Origin of the sequence: Ilumatobacter sp., from assembly GCF_041688325.1 — a bacterium.
Taxonomy (GTDB): domain Bacteria; phylum Actinomycetota; class Acidimicrobiia; order Acidimicrobiales; family Ilumatobacteraceae; genus Ilumatobacter_A.
In genome coordinates, this window is the sequence record NZ_JBDNIJ010000370.1 from 1 (window position 1) to 17459 (window position 17459).

Sequence of the window (17459 nt, forward strand, 5' to 3'; positions counted from 1 at the left end):
CTGCGACCTCGGTGTCGACGACAACGTGCTCGGCAGCCCGTTCGAGAAGATCGACGCATTCCGCGACGGCGTCATCGGCGGGCTCGACGCCTGCGCGAACTAACCATCAGTTCAGTTCAGTTCAGTTCAGTTCGCTCGTGATAATCGAGGCCAACTCGACCGGGCGATCGCCCTGGACGCTGTGGCCGGCACCATCGACGAGATGCACCACCATGGCAGGTTGTAGCCGTTTGGCCTCTGCCACGTCGGCGTCGTCGACGACAGGCGAAAGTGATCCACGGACCAAGGTCAGCGCGCAGGTCACGCTGGCGAAATCGTCCCAGAGCGGATTGCGTGCTTGGTCGCTGACAACATCGGCCTCCGGCATGCCGGACGATTCGCCTTCGCTACCTTCGAGGCGATTGGTCCGGTCGTAGTTCCACTGCCACGACCCGTCGGCGACCGGATGCGCGTTGTGCAAGATCCCGCGGCGTAACGACGACTCAGATCGAGTTGGGTTGAACTCGATCGTCCTGGCCAAGAGATCGTCGAAGCTCGTGAACGACTGTGGGCCGTTGACGAAGTCAATAATCGCCTTGGCCTTTTTCTGATTGACCCCTGGCGTGATGTCGACCATCACGAGTGATTGCACCAGGTCGGGATGCCGGGTGGCCAGCAGCATCGATGTCAACCCGCCAAGCGACATCCCGACGACGAGGCGCACATCTGGCGCTTGCTGACGAATTGCCACAGCAACGTCGTCGGCGAGATTCTCCGGCGAGTACGCGCCGTCCAACCGCCACGAGGAGTGCCCGTGACCGGGCAGGTCGACAGCCAGTGCCGGTCGGCCCAGCGCAAGCGCCACCGTGTCCCATGTGTGAGCGTTCTGCGCACCTCCGTGCACGAAGACGACCTCGGCAGCGCCGCGCTCGCCCCAGGCCAACGCACTGATTGAGCGTCGGTCGTCAAGTTCGACATGGCAGCGAACAACGTTCGGGATGGCCACCTCCAGACCAAACTCGGCGATGTTCTCGTGGAACAACCCAAATTCGTCGTAGTGGGCTGCAGGACCGGCAGTGTCGCTCACGTGATCGACGCTAGTGCTGCGGGGTCGGCTGCTTAGCCTCCGGCGTCGGTACCGCCGCCGCTGGCCGTCGTGGTCGCCGGGGCCTGCGTGGTTGTCGTTGGGACCGGAACCTGCGTGGTCGCCGGGGCCTGCGTCGTGGCGGGGGCCTGCGTGGTCGCCGGGGCCTGCGTCGTGGCGGGGGCCTGCGTGGTCGCCGGCGTCGCGTCCGCCACCGTCGTTGTGGTTTCCGGAACGGTGGACGTCGTGGTCGATGTCGACACGTAGTCAGGATCGATCCAGTTGAAGGTTGGCGGAGGTGAGCCGATTGCCTCGGGCTCGTTGTCGCCGTCCCAGACGAAGACCTGGTCGCCGTTGCCGATCAGTTCCTGCATGGTCTCAGAAATGTTGAGTGGGATCCGGATGCACCCATGCGACGCGCCCTGTAGGGGGACGTTGAGCGCGCCATGAATGGCGATCCCGTAGTTGAAGTAGACCGGGTTCCACATGCCCCCGAGCGCACTCTGGCGGATGCCTTCGACCTCGCGGTACACGGTGAACACGCCTCCCGGGGTGTTCGAGATGCCGCACTCGCCCCGAACGAGCGGTTCTTCGCCGTCGCGGTTGCCGTACTCGCCCGGACTGATCGTGACTTCTTCGCACCACTGTTCGTTGCTGCCGCTCGACATGTGCGTGATCATCACCGGCTGGTTGTCGTGATAGATCGCCAACACCTGCTCGGGCAAATAGACCTCGGTGTGGTTCGGCGTGGCGTTCGGGCGGCGCGGCTGGATGACGAAGGGCTCCTGCAGTTGATCCCACATGTCGGGGGTGACCTTGCCGGTCGGCGCGTTACTCGCCGTTCCGAGGACCAGCTTTTCGTAAGCCCAAATCGCCGTGATCGTCTGGTCGCCGTAGATGCCGTCAGCTGGGCCAGGGACGAAGCCGAGTTCGGTGAGTCGTTGCTGCACGAGCTTGACGTCGTCGCCGGCAAGCCCCTTCGACAGGGTGCGCTCGAGTGGGACCTTGACGACCGGAGCCGTCGTTGCAACGGAACCGATGACGTCCGGGATGGATGCAGGAACCGTCAGCGCACTCGCAGAGGAATCGACCACGAACGCACCGTCAGCAGGAACCCGCTCAGCAGTGCCATCGCCGCCACCGCCGCCCAGTGCAACACCCGCCAACACGACCGTCCCGAGCAGGCCCGCTGCGGCAATGGCGGGCAGCCATTTGGCAGCCTGGTTCGGCGTGCGATCTCGATCGGGGGGACGCTGGCGGCGGGAAGTTTCGTTCATGAGTGACGGGATGTTCTGTGCGGGCTCGTGCTGTCCTGCGAACCTCCCTCAAAATGTAGCAACGCGAATCAGGCAGCGGTCGTCGGGCGGCGCTGCGTTCGACACAGTTTCTTTCTTGCGTCAGTCTTTGGTGACGACCGGAGTGATCCCGTCGAGAGCACCTCGCAGTTCCCGCATCTCCCGCAGGATCGTGAGGATGACCCCGGGTGAGCTGAGCGTCGACTCACCGCGGGTCCGCGGGAAGTAATCGACACCGAACTGCAGCATCTCGTAGCCGAGCCGGGTCGCCCGGATGACAAGTTCGGCGTCGATAAAGGAGCCTTCGCTCTGCAACTCGACGTGATCGAAGACCCGGGCACGGCAGAGCTTGAAGGCGAAGTTGATGTCACGCGCCTTGACCCCGAAGAGCGTGCGGATCAACAGGTTGTACCAGAAGGTGTAGATGGTGCGGAGATAGCCCTCGCCAGTGCGATCAAACCGGTACGCGCTGACGATGTCGGCGTCGTAGTCGATCATCAGGCGTACTGCTCGCGGTAGTTCTGCCATGTCGAACGGCAGATCGGCGTCGGTGTACAGAATGAGGTCGCCGGTCGCCGCGGCGAATCCGGTCTTGATGGCCCCGCCGAGCTTGCGGTTCTTCTCGTGGTGGATGACCGTGACGTGCGGGTCGACTGCTGCAATTGCGTCAGCGATCTCGGCAGTGCGATCAGTCGACGCGTCGTTGACGATGATCAATTCGTAGTCATCGATGTCGCCAGCCGCAATGAGCGCTGCGCACGCCCGACGCGCAGCGGTGAGCGCACGGTCGACGTACTCCTCTTCATTCCACATCGGGTAAAAGATCGAAAGCCTGTTGAAGGATGCTCCGGTCTGTTCGCTCGTCATGCGGGCGCAAGGGTAGCTGCCTGGGAAGTCAGCGCTACAGCGCCTACAGTCAACTCTGTGTCAGAGGAGACGAACACGACCGATTCGCGCCCGGGTCTTCCGCCTCCGATCTCCGGCTTCCCGACGCCCCAGCCGTTCCAGCAGCGCCCGGGGCAGGTGACTACGGGCTGGCAGATGCTGCTCGGTGCTGCGTGGACTGCGTCGTTCTTCGCATTCGCTGCCGTCTGGAAGACCAGCCAGGACATCGGCATCGGTACGTGGTGGCTCGGTGCTCGCGCCCAGCCACAGTCGCCGACGATCAAAATCATCCCGTTCGTCCTGGCGATCGTCATCGGGCTTGCCGCGATCTACAACCTTCGTCGGGTTGCCCTGATCAGCCTCACTGGCTCGCTCGGAGTCGCCCTGATTGCCGTCTTCGACATCTCACGATCAGGCGGGTTGGCCGCGATCGAGTTCGCCATCGCGGCCAGCCTCGCCACCATTTCGGTCGGCGCATTCACCGGTACCTACCGGGCAGCCACCACCACCTGATCAACCACCTGATCAACCATCTCATCAACCACCTGATCAACTGCCTGATCAACTGCCTGACGAGTTGCTTGCGGGCTGTCATCTCGCCACTCAAGGCCAATCAAGGACGACCCCGTCGGCGCCGGTCCGTGAGCCGGCGCAGTCACGGCGATATCGTCGGATCCCATGTCTGACGCCAAGCAGATCCCCGGTGGATCCAACGCCAAGGTCCTCATGTCGCTCCCAGTGGGCGAACGCGTCGGCATTGCCTTCTCTGGGGGGCTCGACACGTCAGCCGCCGTGGCGTGGATGCGTGAGCGGGGCGCCATTCCCTACACGTACACCGCTGATCTCGGTCAGCCGGACGAGCCCGATCTCGAGGGCATTCCGGCGCGCGCTCAGCAGTACGGAGCGGAACAAGCGCGCATTGTCGATTGCCGCGACGAGTTGGTCCGCGAAGGCCTGATCGCCATCCAATGTGGTGCGTTTCACATCAGCTCGGGTGGCAAGACCTACTTCAACACCACTCCGCTGGGCCGCGCCGTCACCGGCACGCTGCTCGTCCGGGCAATGGCCGACGACGGCGTCGACATCTGGGGCGACGGTTCCACATATAAGGGCAACGACATCGAGCGCTTCTACCGCTACGGGTTGCTCGTCAACGAGAACCTGCGTATCTACAAGCCGTGGCTCGACCCCACGTTCGTCGACGAACTCGGCGGCCGCCAGGGCATGAGCGAGTTCCTGCAGGAACGAAACCTGCCCTACCGCGACTCGGTCGAAAAGGCCTACTCAACGGACGCCAACATCTGGGGTGCGACCCACGAGGCCAAGGCACTCGAGGAGCTCGACACGCCGATGGAGATCGTCACTCCAATCATGGGCGTTCCCTTCTGGGACGAGAGCATCGCGATCGAGACCGAAGACGTCACCGTGCGCTTCGAAGAGGGCTGGCCGGTCGCGATCAACGGCGAACGCTTCGACTCACAGGTCGAGTTGGTCAACGAAGCGAACCGGATCGGTGGCCGCCACGGACTTGGAATGAGCGATCAGATCGAGAATCGGATCATCGAGGCCAAGTCGCGCGGCATCTATGAAGCCCCCGCAATGGCCCTCCTCCATGCCTGCTACGAACGCCTCGTCAACGGCATCCACAACGAGAACACGATCGAGAACTACCGCACGATGGGTCGCCGTCTCGGCCGACTGCTCTACGAGGGTCGCTGGTTTGACCCCCAAAGCCTCATGCTGCGCGAGCCGCTCATGCGTTGGATTGGTTCGGTCGTGACGGGTGAGGTCACCGTGCGTCTGCGTCGCGGCGACGACTACTCGATCCTCAACACGGTGTCCGACAACCTCACTTACGTGCCTGACCGCCTCTCGATGGAGCGCGTGCAAGACCAGCCGTTCGGCCCACTCGATCGCATCGGTCAACTCACGATGCGCAACCTCGACATCACCGACACACGGAACAAGCTCAGCTTGTACCAAGGCATCGGCACCCTCGAGCCCGGCGACATCACCAAAGCCCTCGAGAGCTGACGTCCGGTCACACGGACACCCGCGCCCCCCGCCCCCTTCGCCTCTCGCCGCCCCTCCCCGCCCCTCCCCGCCCCTCCGGTTTTCATGAGGTTGTTGCAGTCAGTGACTGCAACAACCTCATGAAAATGCCGACGAGGCGGCCCGGAGAGCATGGAGTTCGACCAGCTCTCGGATGTGACCGGCAAAATCGTCGGCCAACTCTTGATCGGTGACCCGGTCGACCTGCCATCCGATCTTGCGGAGCGCTCGATCGCGGCCCTTGTCCTGCTGCGCCTTCAACCGTCCACCATGCCAGGTCACATGGTCGACCTCGACGGCCCACTTCACGTCGAGGTCAACGCCATCGGGATGCACCCAAATCCCGTTCGGCAGGCATATCGGATGCTGCCGAACGAGCGGACCGATGCCAGCGCGCTCGAGCGCGCTGAGAACTCGCAGTTCGAGACCTGAGTCTGCGGGCCGTTGCCAGTCAGCGCGAGTGGACATCACCCGACTCACAACTGCCGATCCAGGCCGACCGGACCGAGCAAGTCGCCGTCCCATCTGCCACAGCGTCTCGACCGAGCAGTGGTGATCGATGACCCATTCAGTCATCGCCTCGAACTTCTCGTCGTGTAGGTCACACGCACAATCGAACCATGCGCGAGCGGGCACCGCGAGTCGAATCCCGTCGCGGCGGGTCATAAAGTCGCCCGCCTCGATGTCGCCGCACCGCCGGACTGTGACGTCACGGGCAAAGGGATTTCGATGATGTGCACAGGTCACCACCGGAACATCGCTGTGGAAGACACTGCGGAACTCCCACAGCCGCGCAGCGCTGACCCCAGTGACGAACGAAGTGGGATCGGCGAGCGAGGCCGCAACGCACCTCGCCTCGAACGAATCGGGACTGGTTGCCAATCGGTAGACCCCATTGTGAGCGCGGAGCAGCAGTTTCGCCGCCACTGCACTCCGGATCGACGAGAGCGTTACGCCGTCTGCGATCAGCGCTTCCGCCGTGACGATGCCGTGGCGAACTGCAATACAAATGGCAAGTTCCGATGAAAGTTTGAACATGGTGACCTCCGTGCTGATTCAGCTGCGGGACCATCTCGATGTCCGATATTCCTTCTAGATCAACCTACCGCCCTCGCGCCCCCTTGAGTTTTCATGAGCTTGTTGCAGTCAGTGACTGCAACAAGCTCATGAAAACTCAAGGGGGCGCGGGACCTCGGCGACCTCGTCAGCGGGTGGGGGCGAGAGCGCTGACGATGCCGGCGACGAGGCGGGCGCGCTCGGGCATCGTGGCGACGATGACGTGTTCGGTGTCGGAGTGGGCTCCACCGCCCACAGCTCCGAGACCATCGAGTGTCGGGACACCGATTGCTGCGGTGAAGTTGCCGTCGCTGCCCCCACCGACAGCGAATCCTTCGATTCCCGGCGAGACCTGCTGAGCGATCGGGAACAGTAATGCGGATGCCGATTCGGGCATCGGCGGGCGGCCAATCAGCCCGGTGACGACGACGGATGCTCCGTCGACCTGCGCCGTCAGTGCCGCCATGGCCGCTTCGACCCGGGCCTTCTCGTCAGCGGATTCGACACGGGCGTCGACCTTGATCAGCCCGTAGGCCGGCACGACGTTGTCGGTGCTTCCAACTTTGGCGACCGTTGGGGTGACGGTGGTCCCGACGCTTGCATCGCCGATCAGGTTGATGGCCAGCACCTGATGCGATGCCTCAACCAGCGCGTTGATGCCTTTCTCCGGTTCGAGGCCGGCATGGCTCGCGCGCCCAGTGATCACGACCTCAAAGGTGCCGCATCCCTTCCGGCCGGTCTTGAGGCCACCGCCATCAGCTGACGGCTCGAGAACCAGGACGTTCCCGCACGCAGCGGCGCGCTCTTCGATGAACGCACGCGACTCGTGCGAACCGATCTCTTCATCGGCGCTGAACAGCAACTCGACATGCGAACAGTCGTCAAGCGATGCAAGCCCATGAAGCGCCTGGACGATGCCGGCGAGCATGTCGAAGCAGCCCGGCCCGGTCATTACGCCGTCCGTGACGGCAAAGGGCAATCGTTCGAGCGTGCCCATCGGGAACACGGTGTCGTGGTGGCCAAGCAACATCACCGTCGTCTCGTCGCCACCCTTCCAGTGAACGTGCGGACCCTTGGGCGAGTCGACGAGCTCACATGTTCCGCCGATATGGCGTTCGATCATCGCAGCCAAAGCTTCGGCTGACTTCTGGAGTTGCACAAGATCACCCGACGGCGACTCAATCTCGATCAACGTCCGGGTGTCAGCGATCATCGCGTCGATGTCAAACACAGTCATGTGCTCAGCGTAGATACAACGGCGGCGCCTGCCACAACGTTGTCGCGCAACTGACCAGATCCTGTCCCGTCAGCGGTTGTCCCTCAAATGGAGAAGCCGCCGAGTTTCACTTCGAGGTATTCGGCAATCCCTTCGTGGCCACCTTCTCGACCGAGGCCCGAGTCGCCCATGCCGCCGAACGGCGCAGCAGCCGACGTCGGGTTGACGTCATTGATACCGATGATCCCGAATCGGAGGCGTTCAAACGTCCGCATGGCCGTTGACAGGTTCTGCGTGTACACGTATGCGGCGAGCCCGTAGTTGGTATCGTTGGCCATCGCGATGACTTCGTCGACGTCGCTGTAGGTAATGACCGGGGCAACGGGCCCGAAGGTTTCTTCGCGTCGGATCAGCATGTCGTCGGTGACGCCGGTGACGAGGGTCGGTGCATAAAAGTGACCGCGGTCGAAGGCTTCGCCGGTGAGTCGTTCACCGCCGACGGGCACCTCGGCACCCTTGGCCCGAGCGTCGTCGACCTGGTTGGCGACTTTGGCGACCGCTGCTTCGCTGATCAGCGGGCCAACGCCGACGCCTTCGTCCATACCGTTGCCGGCCTTCACGCGACCGACGCGCTGGATCAGGGTGTCGACGAATGCGTCGTGTGCAGATTCGTGCACATACAGCCGATTCGGGCTGATACATGCCTGGCCCGAATTGAGGAACTTCAGGGCCGCCGCACCCTTCGCAGCGTGCACCGGATCGGCATCGGGGAAGACGATAAACGGCGCGTGTCCACCGAGCTCGACGGAGACGCGCTTGAGGTTGCTCGCTGCTGACCCGGCGAGCATCTTGCCGACGGCGGTCGACCCGGTGAACGTCAGCTTGCGGACGCGTTCGTCCGTGCAGAACACCTCGCCAATCGGCTTGGGATCGAACGCCGTCACGAGGTTGACGACACCGGCAGGAGCGCCGGCGTCGGCAAAGATCTGGAAGATCGCGCGAGCACAAAGCGGGGTTGCCTCCGCGGCCTTCAGCACAAGCGTGCAACCTGCGGCGAGCGCCGGACCCATTTTCCTGGTGAGCATCGAGATCGGGTAATTCCACGGCGTGATCGCGGCGACGACGCCGACCGGTTGCTTGAGGACGAGGAAGCGTTGATCGGCACGGGCCGACGGCAACCACTCCCCTGCTACGCGCTTCGCTTCTTCGGCGTACCAGCGGAGAAAGTCGGCGCCGTACTTCACTTCGGCGGCCGACGCCTTCAGCGGCTTACCCTGCTCGCGCGTCATCAGTTCGGCCAGTTCCTTCGACCTCTCGGTCATCAACTGCCAGGCGCCGTACAGCAGGTCGGCGCGCTCGTACGCCGTTGTTTGGGACCATGAGCCGAATGCTGCATCGGCTGCAGCGACTGCAGCTCGGGCATCGTCGGCACCGCCATCGGGCACCGTGTCGATCACCTCACCCGTCGCGGGGTTGGTCACCTCGAACCTTTGCCCCGATGTTGCCTCGACCCACTCGCCATTGATGAACATGGCGCGCAGCGTAGAACCCGCCTCGCCGTTGCGACGAGATCCGACGTTGCGTCAGACCACGACGGCACTCGGATCCGAGGGTTGTTTCTCGGTACCGTCGACGCCATGGACGCACATCAGTGGTTGGAAGATGTCGAGGGCGACGACGCATTGGCATGGGTAACCACACGCAACGCTGTTGCCGAGGCGACCCTTTTCGTCGACCCGCAATTCGAACCGATTCGGGCGTCGACGCTCGACGTGCTCGAAGCCGACGACCGCATCGCCTACCCGTCTCGCCATGGCGACCTCGTCCACAACTTCTGGACCGACGCCGAACACCGTCGCGGTCTCCTGCGGCGTACAACGTGGGCCGATTACGTCAGTGGTGAGCCCGAGTGGGAGACGATCCTCGACCTCGACGCGCTGTGCGCGGCCGAGGACGAGTCATGGGTCTTCCATGGCTCATCGACGCTGCGCCCTGATCGGCAGCGAGCGCTCATCGAGCTGTCACCCGGAGGCTCCGATGCTTCGGTGACACGCGAGTTCGACCTTGTCGAGAAGCGATTCATTCCCGAGTCAGAAGGCGGCTTCGTTCGGCCCGTGGCCAAAGGCAGCCTGACGTGGATCGACGCCGACACGGTGTACGTGACCAGCGACTTCGGGCCAGGGAGCCTGACTCGGTCCGGGTATCCACGAACCGTTCGTCGGTGGCAACGAGGCACACCGATCGCAGACGCCGAGATCGTCTTCGAAGGCGACGATGCCGATGTCGCCGTCGGTGTCGGCGTGTCGGCGATGGACGGCTTCCGACATCACGTCGTCGAGCGGTCCCCTGACTTTTTTACGACGCGCACGTCGATCCTGCGCGACGGCAAGTTCGTGGCTGTTGACGTTCCCGACGACGCCGAAGTCAGCTTCCACGAACGGTGGATTTTCATCTCGCCGCGTTCCGACTTCGAACATCAAGGACAGTCATTTTCCACTGGCTCACTGCTCGTCACCGACATTGACGGCTTCCTTGCCAGTGTCTCGGAACTCACCGCACTCTTCACACCGACGGAGACCTCTTCGCTTGGCGGCTTTTCCTGTACCCGCAATCGGGTCGTGCTCAACGTGCTCGACGACGTGCGCAACGCCCTCTGGGTTGCCACCCCGCCCGCCTCGACAGACGGCACCTGGCGCATCGGCGCGCTTCCCGGTGCGCCAGACGCCTGGACCTTGTCGGCCAGCGCTGTCGACGGAGCCGAACGCGACGACATCTGGCTTGTCGGCACCGACTTCGTGACCCCTGAATCGCTGTTTGTGATGTCGCTCGATGACGGCGCAAACCCACAACTTCTCCGTCAGGCACCGGCCCGATTCGATGCAGGCGACATTGCAATTGAGCAGCGCTTCGCAACGAGTGCCGATGGAACCCGCATCCCGTACTTCGTGGTCGGTTCGAATGACGCCCTCGCGACGACCGACGGGTCACGCCCCACACTGTTGAGCGGTTACGGCGGCTTCGAGATAGCGCGCACCGCTGCGTACTCGGCGGTCATCGGCAGGTCGTGGCTCAGCCGCGACTCTGGTGTCGGCGGGGTCTACGTGCTCGCCAACATCCGCGGTGGCGGCGAGTACGGGCCGGCGTGGCACCGTGGCGGCCTGCGCGAGAAGCGTCCCCGCGTGTACGAAGACTTCGAGGCAGTCGCCCGTGCAATCATCGACCGTGGCATCACGTCGCCCGCACGACTCGGTATCTCGGGAGGCAGCAACGGGGGGCTACTTGTCGGCAATATGTACGTCCGTACCCCCGAGCTCTTTGGCGCCGTGGTGTGCCAAGTCCCCCTCCTCGACATGCAGCGCTATCACCTCCTGCTGGCGGGCGCCTCGTGGATGGCCGAGTACGGCGATCCCGACGACCCAAGCGACTGGGCCTACCTGCAGGGCTACTCGCCTTATCACCTCGTCGATCCCGACGCCGACTACCCGCCGATGCTGCTGACGACCTCGACGCGTGACGACCGGGTACACCCGGGACATGCCCGCAAGATGGCCTCACTTCTCGAAAGCGCTGGCAAAGACGTCACCTATTGGGAGAACATCGAGGGTGGTCACGGTGGCGCAGCTGACGCCGGCCAGCAAGCCACCATGCAAGCCCTCATCTTCACCTTTCTCCGCACTCGCCTCATGTGAAACCCCGGTTTGCGTCGAAGAACCCGTTGGTATTCACGCGAGAAGCTCGACACAAACGTTGGGTGGGCGAAGTGGCAGAGTGTCCGGATGCAACGACGGGCCAGCCTGGCAGTTCTCTCCGCACTCGCATTGATCAGCGCAGCCTGTTCCGGCGGCAGTGGCGACGCAGCACCAATCACCGACGCTCCAGCGGTCATGGAGGCGCCGACGACGGAGCCTCCAACCGGCGATGCGACCATCGAGAATCCGCTTGCCACTGATGTCCCGGACGAAACCGCCCAGCCGTCATTGATGGACCGCCTGCCGGTTGTTGAGCCGGGCTTTGACGTCTCGCCAGGCGTCGAACAAGTCGCGATCACGGGCGCCACGCCAGGATCGACCGTCAGCATCGTCACGACGACCATGGCGGATGACCGCCTGCCTGCAGGAGCCGTCAACGAGCCGTTCAACGGGGGCGAGGTCGACGGCTACGGATCGTTTCTCTTCCGCAACCTCGACGCTGCCATGGACTGGCGTCTCGTCGTTGACGACGCCGGTATCACTCAACCGATCGACGTGCTCGCTCGTGACGAGCACCCTGAGCCGGCATTCTTCGCCGAGCAGCGCTTGGCACCCGGACTGAACTACATCGAGACGCGGGACGGCACGACGCTGAGCGCCAACGTCGTCTTGCCCGGACCAATCGAAGACGGGCCGTACCCGACGGTCATCGAGTACTCGGGCTACACGCCGGCAGACCCGAACGGCACAGGCTTCAAAGACCTCTTCACGCCGCTCGGTTACGCCTACGTCGGCGTCAACATGCGTGGCACCGGCTGCTCGGGCGGCTCGTTCCGCTACTTCGAATACACCCAGAGCACCGACGGCTACGACGCCATCGAGGCGGTGGCCGCTCAGCCGTGGGTCTTCAAGAACCGCGTCGGCATGGTCGGCGTCAGCTACCCCGGCATCAGTCAACTCTTTGTCGCGCAGACCCAACCGCCGAGCCTCGCTGCGATCACCCCGTTCTCCGTGATCGACGACAGCTACAACTCGACGCTCTATCCCGGTGGCATCTTGAACACCGGCTTCGCCGTCGCCTGGACGCAAGACCGCGTCGACAACGGCAAGCCAGCGATCACCCCGACGGGCGAGATCATCGAAGCAGGCGGCCAGGGCTGGGCGAAGGATGCAATCACGGCTGGCGACGACGTCTGCGCAGCGAACCAGTCCTTGCGGATGCAGAACCCCAACCTCGTCGCGGAGATCTTCGACTCCCCGTTCGTCGACTCCAGCGACAACACCGGCGATCTGTCGCCACGGCTGTTCGTCGACAAGATCAACGTGCCGACCTTCATCGCCGGTGCATGGCAGGACGAGCAGACCGGCGGCCGATTCCCCACGATGCTCGACCGCTTCACCGGCACCGACAAGTTCTACGTGACGCTCATGAACGGCTTGCATACCGAGTCGATCGGACCTGCCAACTTCCCGCGCTGGGTCGAGTTCCTCGACCTGTACGTCGCCAAGCGCACCCCCACCCTCGACACAGCGCGAGTCATCGCGCCGATCCTCGCCAGCGGCCTCTTCGGCACCGGCGAACTCACGTTGCCCGACGACCGCTTCACCGGCATGGCGTACGAGGATGCACTCGCGGCGTTCGAAGCTGAACCCAGTGTCCGTGTCCTGTTCGAAGAGGGGGCCGCCAACGGCACAGCCGCACGCACACCACTTCCCCGATTCGTCGAAGAGTTCGAGTCGTGGCCGATCCCCACGGTCGAGCCAACCGAGTGGTTCTTTGGCAGCGGGGGCAGTCTCGATGACACCGCAGCCGATACGGCTACGCAAACCGAATACCTTGCACTGCCCGACGGCACTCCAGCGACTTTCCTGGCCGAGGAGTCTGCCGGCAGCAGCGGTGATATCTGGAAGCTCGATGTGCAGTGGGACTGGCAGCAAAACGCACCGGGCACCGCTGCAACGTTCATCACCAAGCCGCTCAGTGAGACCGTCACCATGGCTGGTTCCGGATCTGCCGACCTGTGGGTGCAGTCGAACCTCGGCGACACCGACCTCGAGGTGACGATCAGCGAAGTGCGACCTGACGGCCAAGAGATGTACATCCAGTCGGGCTGGCTGCGAGCCAGTCACCGTGCGCTCGACAACGCCGAGTCGAGTGTGCTGCAACCCGTCCACACCCATCGGGCCGGCGACGCAGAACAACTTCCCGACAGTGAATTCGCTCCAGTCCGTGTCGAGATTTTCCCGTTCGCCCATGTCTTCCGTGCCGGCTCACAGATCCGCATCTCGGTCGACGCACCGGGCAATAACCGGCCCGTTTGGATCTTCGACACGATCAGCGGAGGCGAACAGGTCACCATTGGCCTCGGCGGTGCCATTGCCAGCAAGGTCGTCCTCCCCGTCGTCCCGGGCATCAACCCGCCCGCCGCCTACCCGGAATGCGGCAGCCTCCGCGGCCAACCCTGCCGGGCCTTCCCCGGCTGACCCTCCCCCCTCCCCCTACCCGTTTGCGTCGAAGAACTCGTTGGTATCCACGCGGGAACTTCGACACAAACGTCGAACGAACGAAGTGGTGTCGGCGTTCCGTGATTGACTCTGCGGCATGGGGGAAACAGCAAACCATCGCAAGGAACTCGCCGAGTTCCTGCGGGCGCGTCGTGAGGCGACGCGGCCCGAGCAGGTCGGCCTTCCGCCCGGCCGGGGTCGACGCACCCCTGGGCTCCGCCGCGAAGAGGTCGCGTTGCTCGCCGGCGTGTCGGTCACCTGGTACACGTGGCTCGAACAGGGCCGACGGATCAACGCATCCGACGATGTGCTGTTGGCGATCGGCCGGGCACTCCGCCTCGACGACGCCGGCCAAGAACACCTCATTGCGCTGACCGACCCGGGCACAGCGTCCGTCGAGGCACCGGCCGAGGCACCGAGTGCACTCATCCGCCTACTCGACTCGCTGATGCCGTCTCCGGCCTACGTGTTGGGCCCGCACTGGGAGTTCGTTGCGTGGAACACCGCCCAGGCGCGTTTGTACCCGCGCATCGTCGAACTCGAACCGCCGCGCCGCAACCTGCTCTGGGTGCTTTTCGCCGACACGGCAACACGAGACCTCATCGTCGACTGGGACATTCACGCTCGCCAGGCGCTCGCTGAGTTCCGCTCAGCGACGTCATCAGTGCGTCACGACCCGGCGATGACCGAACTCGTCGCCCTCCTGGCCGACGAGAGCTCCGAGTTCGCAGCCTGGTGGCCAGAACACGATGTGTCCGGCTTCGAGACTCGCCTCCGACGCTTTTCTCATCCCGCAGCTGGCGAACTCACCTTTGAGTACCAGCAGCTCACGCCGGCCGAGTGGCCGAACCTCAAGGTGGTCGCACAGCTCGGCGTGCCCGGCGACGACTCGGCCGAACGGCTCGCGGTCAAGCACTACCTCGTCTAACCGGCACGGCCGTCACGGGCGTCGGCACGAGCTGAACCGAAGTTATCGATGTGTTGGTCGGTGTCCCTGAAGGGTCGGTCGTCGCTGTCCGCACAGCGACAGTCGACGCTGTCCGCACAGCGACAGTCGTCGTTGTCCGCACAGGGACGGTCGTTGCGACGGTGCGGACAGGGACGGTCGTCGTTGTCCGCACAGGGACGGTCGTTGCGACGGTGCGGACAGGTTCCTCGCTGATCGGCGTAGTCCGAACGACCTCTGTCGTTTCTGTTTGGGTCGAGCTGTCATCGCTTGCCCGAACGGTCGTGGACACACGGGTACTCACAGGCGGCGCAGATGACACCGGCGAAACTGATGGCGCTGGGGCAACAGACTGCACCGTGGTCGACGGGTCGCTTGTGATCGAAAGAACGACGACCTCACCATCGTCGACCCCGTATCTGCCGGGCCCGAATCGACGGCCGTCGACATCGACGAAGCCATCGACATCAATGATCGCTCCGTCCGGAAGCACAAGCCCGGCTGCACCCACGACTGCAGCGCCGTCCGGCAGGATGATCGACACATCGTTCGCCGCAGCAATCACAATGCTGTGGTCGTTGTCCTTCGGCAGGAGCAGTGCACCAGAAATCGCGAGTACACAGACGGCGGCAGCAGCTACCAGGAACAGCCGATGCCCGCGACGCGTCGGCGATTCCGAAATCAGCATCAACCGATGCTCCCCGTCATCGCCAATCGCGGCCAAGAGCTGTGCTTCGAGGTCGTCGAGCCGAGGCTCGACCGGCTCGATGGCCACGCGCCCAAGTGCCTCCAATTGCTCGTTGATCGTCTTTCGATCGGTCACGACTCCACCTCCATCTTCGAACGAATGGCAGCGACGGCCCGGTGCAGGAGCACCGCGACGTTGCCGCGGGTAATGCCGAGTTCCCGAGCCGTTTCAGCCGGTGTGAGGTCGGACAGATATCGCAGCGAGATCACCTCTTGATAGCGCTCGGGCAACTCGTCCATCGCTTCCAGAAGCGCCCGATGTTCATCTGCGGAATCGATGGCTCGGAATGGACGACTGTCATCGTGCCCGACGCTGCCGTCCGCCGGCACCTCCCCGCGTGACGTGGCGAGATGCTCACGTGCCGCTCGGCGGGTCGACGAACGCATCATGCTGGCCAGCTCATTCGCTGCGATCCGGAACACCCACGGGCGGAAACGATCCCCGTGCCGAGCACCAAGCGTCTCCAGCCCATGCCATGCACGTTCGAAGCTCGCCGACACGACGTCGTCAGCCAGGTGTACCGAACGTGTCCGTCGTTGCGCAAACCCGTGCACCGCGGGGGCATGACGCCGGAACAACATGGCAAACGAAGCTGAGTCGCCATCGATAGCGCGAGCGACCAGCACGCCGTCACCCGGACCCTCGCTGGGCCCAAGTGACGGCGCGTCTCCTGCATCGCGGGATCGACGGATGTTCAGTCGCTCGCTCCTCGCACTGTTCGAACCACGTCAACGCTGCTCCGGTCAGCGCCAGAATTGCCCGCCGCGGGAAGCGCCGCGACCTTCGTTGCCCCCGTGATCTGGACCGTGTGAGCGCTGTTCGACCGAGTCGTGTTGGGAACTGTCGTGGTCGCCCGCGTCGGCTGAGCCACGGAGCCGCTCCGCACAGGAACTGGCTCGACGGTTGTCGACCGCGTCGGCACGGTCGTAGGTGAAGCGACGATGTCGACGCGAGAGGCCCGCGAGCTGGCAACGACCTGGCCATCGCCATCGGTCGCGATGACGACGTACACAACGCTGGTCGTCCCTGCAGACACAACGTCACCGTACGACGCAGCGAAGGGCGTCGAGAACAAGGCCACGCGCTCGCGAGCACCATCGTTGACCGAACGCCACAACGTCAGCGCTCGTGCAGGAGAGGTCGGAAGTGTCCACTCGCAGCCGACCCGATTCCGTTCGGTCGGTTCCGAGGAACCCGCTCTGCAGTGGAGCTGCAGCAGTTCGACCGACGGTGGTTCCGCCGCTGGTACGCCAGTCACGACCGTTCGACTTCGCCCGACAATCCGGCCGACGTTGTTGACGGCGATCACGGCGTACGCATATCGGACGCCAGCGCGGATCGGGGTGTCAACGTGTTCGGTGACCGAGAGGTCCGTCGTGCGGAACACGACCTGACGTCCCTGATCGGATCCGATGGCGACGCGCACAAGTTCCACACCAGCCGCCGCGTCAGACGTCGGAGCCGACCAGGCGCATCGCGCACCGGCCACGTCGTCGCTCAGCCGAGCCTCGCAGCTGAGCTGCAGCGGTTCGGGTCGATGATCGGTCGATACCGCAGCCGCTATGTGAGCGGAGTCGTCGGCGGTCGATGCCGCATGGGTTGTCGACACCGCGATCGGCAGCATCGTCGTGATCGCCGCCAGCACGGCAGCAGTGGCCATTCGTCGCATGAGTTTCCTCCAGTTGGATCAGGGTCTTTCCCCTACGACGCCACCGACTCGAAAACGATTACACCGGCGCTCCACCGACCCGGCCAGCGGCTCGCAGCGTGTGAAGTTTCATGCTGACAGCAGCAGAATGTTTCACGTCTTGTCAGCACTTATTCCACGTTCTGGCAGCACAAATTGCGGTGCTGCCAGAATAGTGAATCGCCCTGGGTTCATCGGAGGCTCTCTACTTTGGTTATCAAGGAGAGATCATGTCGAAGTCGAAGAGCAAGAGGTCGCGGCGGTACTCGTCGGAGCAGAAAGAGCACGCAGTCCGTCTGGTGAGGTTGCGTCGGGTC

The 17459-nt window shown here is 63.8% G+C and carries 14 protein-coding genes; 5 read left to right on the forward strand and 9 right to left on the reverse strand.

Annotation, left to right across the window (positions count from 1 at the left end; all coding sequences use genetic code 11):
- Positions 1-121: 121 nt before the first annotated feature.
- The 3 genes from ACH2EI_RS18915 to ACH2EI_RS18925 form a co-directional block, all read right to left on the reverse strand.
- Positions 122-1066: an alpha/beta fold hydrolase gene (locus ACH2EI_RS18915; protein ID WP_395161161.1), complete on the reverse strand. Its 945-nt coding sequence runs from the start codon at positions 1064-1066 to the stop codon at positions 122-124.
- A gap of 32 nt (positions 1067-1098) precedes the next feature.
- The gene (locus tag ACH2EI_RS18920) at positions 1099-2340 is read right to left on the reverse strand and encodes a L,D-transpeptidase family protein (protein WP_395155580.1); all 1242 of its coding nucleotides are present in this window, start codon (positions 2338-2340) and stop codon (positions 1099-1101) included.
- A gap of 120 nt (positions 2341-2460) precedes the next feature.
- Entirely contained in the window at positions 2461-3225 is a 765-nt protein-coding gene (locus ACH2EI_RS18925; RefSeq protein WP_395155579.1) for a glycosyltransferase family 2 protein, read from the reverse strand.
- 57 nt (positions 3226-3282) lie between these two features.
- Here ACH2EI_RS18925 and ACH2EI_RS18930 point away from each other — a divergent pair, with 57 nt between their 5' ends.
- Entirely contained in the window at positions 3283-3756 is a 474-nt protein-coding gene (locus tag ACH2EI_RS18930) for a hypothetical protein (RefSeq protein WP_395161163.1), read from the forward strand.
- 165 nt (positions 3757-3921) lie between these two features.
- Positions 3922-5277, forward strand: coding sequence for an argininosuccinate synthase (gene argG / locus ACH2EI_RS18935; RefSeq protein WP_395155577.1), 1356 nt, complete (start codon positions 3922-3924; stop codon positions 5275-5277).
- 117 nt (positions 5278-5394) lie between these two features.
- Here the strand turns inward: argG and ACH2EI_RS18940 are convergent, their stop codons facing one another.
- The 3 genes from ACH2EI_RS18940 to ACH2EI_RS18950 form a co-directional block, all read right to left on the reverse strand.
- Positions 5395-6333: a hypothetical protein gene (locus ACH2EI_RS18940; RefSeq protein WP_395155576.1), complete on the reverse strand. Its 939-nt coding sequence runs from the start codon at positions 6331-6333 to the stop codon at positions 5395-5397.
- A gap of 166 nt (positions 6334-6499) precedes the next feature.
- On the reverse strand, positions 6500-7588 hold the full coding sequence (locus tag ACH2EI_RS18945; protein ID WP_395155575.1) for a M20 family metallopeptidase: 1089 nt from the start codon (positions 7586-7588) through the stop codon (positions 6500-6502).
- A gap of 83 nt (positions 7589-7671) precedes the next feature.
- Complete coding sequence (locus tag ACH2EI_RS18950) at positions 7672-9099, reverse strand: NAD-dependent succinate-semialdehyde dehydrogenase (protein ID WP_395155574.1); 1428 nt, start codon at positions 9097-9099, stop codon at positions 7672-7674.
- 105 nt (positions 9100-9204) lie between these two features.
- Here ACH2EI_RS18950 and ACH2EI_RS18955 point away from each other — a divergent pair, with 105 nt between their 5' ends.
- The 3 genes from ACH2EI_RS18955 (at position 9205) to ACH2EI_RS18965 (ending at position 14689) form a co-directional block, all read left to right on the forward strand.
- Entirely contained in the window at positions 9205-11256 is a 2052-nt protein-coding gene (locus tag ACH2EI_RS18955; RefSeq protein ID WP_395155573.1) for a prolyl oligopeptidase family protein, read from the forward strand.
- 87 nt (positions 11257-11343) lie between these two features.
- A complete protein-coding gene (locus tag ACH2EI_RS18960) occupies positions 11344-13740 on the forward strand; it encodes a CocE/NonD family hydrolase (protein WP_395155572.1) in 2397 nt (798 codons plus the stop codon).
- A 118-nt stretch (positions 13741-13858) separates the two neighbouring features.
- The gene (locus ACH2EI_RS18965; RefSeq protein WP_395155571.1) at positions 13859-14689 is read left to right on the forward strand and encodes a helix-turn-helix transcriptional regulator; all 831 of its coding nucleotides are present in this window, start codon (positions 13859-13861) and stop codon (positions 14687-14689) included.
- Here ACH2EI_RS18965 and ACH2EI_RS18970 read toward each other — a convergent pair.
- The 3 genes from ACH2EI_RS18970 to ACH2EI_RS18980 form a co-directional block, all read right to left on the reverse strand.
- Positions 14670-15530 carry a hypothetical protein gene (locus ACH2EI_RS18970; protein ID WP_395155570.1) on the reverse strand — a complete coding sequence of 287 codons (861 nt, stop codon included), beginning with the start codon at positions 15528-15530 and terminating at the stop codon, positions 14670-14672. The genes ACH2EI_RS18965 and ACH2EI_RS18970 overlap by 20 nt on opposite strands.
- Positions 15527-16081 (reverse strand): RNA polymerase sigma factor, encoded by a 555-nt coding sequence (locus ACH2EI_RS18975; protein WP_395155569.1) that lies wholly within the window; start codon positions 16079-16081, stop codon positions 15527-15529. The genes ACH2EI_RS18970 and ACH2EI_RS18975 overlap by 4 nt, the downstream gene beginning before the upstream one ends.
- 68 nt (positions 16082-16149) lie before the next feature.
- Positions 16150-17115 carry a hypothetical protein gene (locus ACH2EI_RS18980; protein WP_395155568.1) on the reverse strand — a complete coding sequence of 322 codons (966 nt, stop codon included), beginning with the start codon at positions 17113-17115 and terminating at the stop codon, positions 16150-16152.
- Between the last annotated feature and the right edge of the window lie 344 nt (positions 17116-17459).

Excerpts from the sequence above, each read along its gene's own strand:
- ACH2EI_RS18950 (WP_395155574.1), bottom strand. The coding sequence starts at position 9,099 with ATGTTCATCAATGGCGAGTGGGTCGAGGCAACATCGGGGCAAAGGTTC.
- ACH2EI_RS18980 (WP_395155568.1), bottom strand. The coding sequence starts at position 17,115 with ATGGCCACTGCTGCCGTGCTGGCGGCGATCACGACGATGCTGCCGATC.
- argG (WP_395155577.1), top strand. The coding sequence starts at position 3,922 with ATGTCTGACGCCAAGCAGATCCCCGGTGGATCCAACGCCAAGGTCCTC.
- ACH2EI_RS18920 (WP_395155580.1), bottom strand. The coding sequence starts at position 2,340 with ATGAACGAAACTTCCCGCCGCCAGCGTCCCCCCGATCGAGATCGCACG.
- ACH2EI_RS18925 (WP_395155579.1), bottom strand. The coding sequence starts at position 3,225 with ATGACGAGCGAACAGACCGGAGCATCCTTCAACAGGCTTTCGATCTTT.
- ACH2EI_RS18965 (WP_395155571.1), top strand. The coding sequence starts at position 13,859 with ATGGGGGAAACAGCAAACCATCGCAAGGAACTCGCCGAGTTCCTGCGG.
- ACH2EI_RS18960 (WP_395155572.1), top strand. The coding sequence starts at position 11,344 with ATGCAACGACGGGCCAGCCTGGCAGTTCTCTCCGCACTCGCATTGATC.
- ACH2EI_RS18940 (WP_395155576.1), bottom strand. The coding sequence starts at position 6,333 with ATGTTCAAACTTTCATCGGAACTTGCCATTTGTATTGCAGTTCGCCAC.
- ACH2EI_RS18945 (WP_395155575.1), bottom strand. The coding sequence starts at position 7,588 with ATGACTGTGTTTGACATCGACGCGATGATCGCTGACACCCGGACGTTG.
- ACH2EI_RS18955 (WP_395155573.1), top strand. The coding sequence starts at position 9,205 with ATGGACGCACATCAGTGGTTGGAAGATGTCGAGGGCGACGACGCATTG.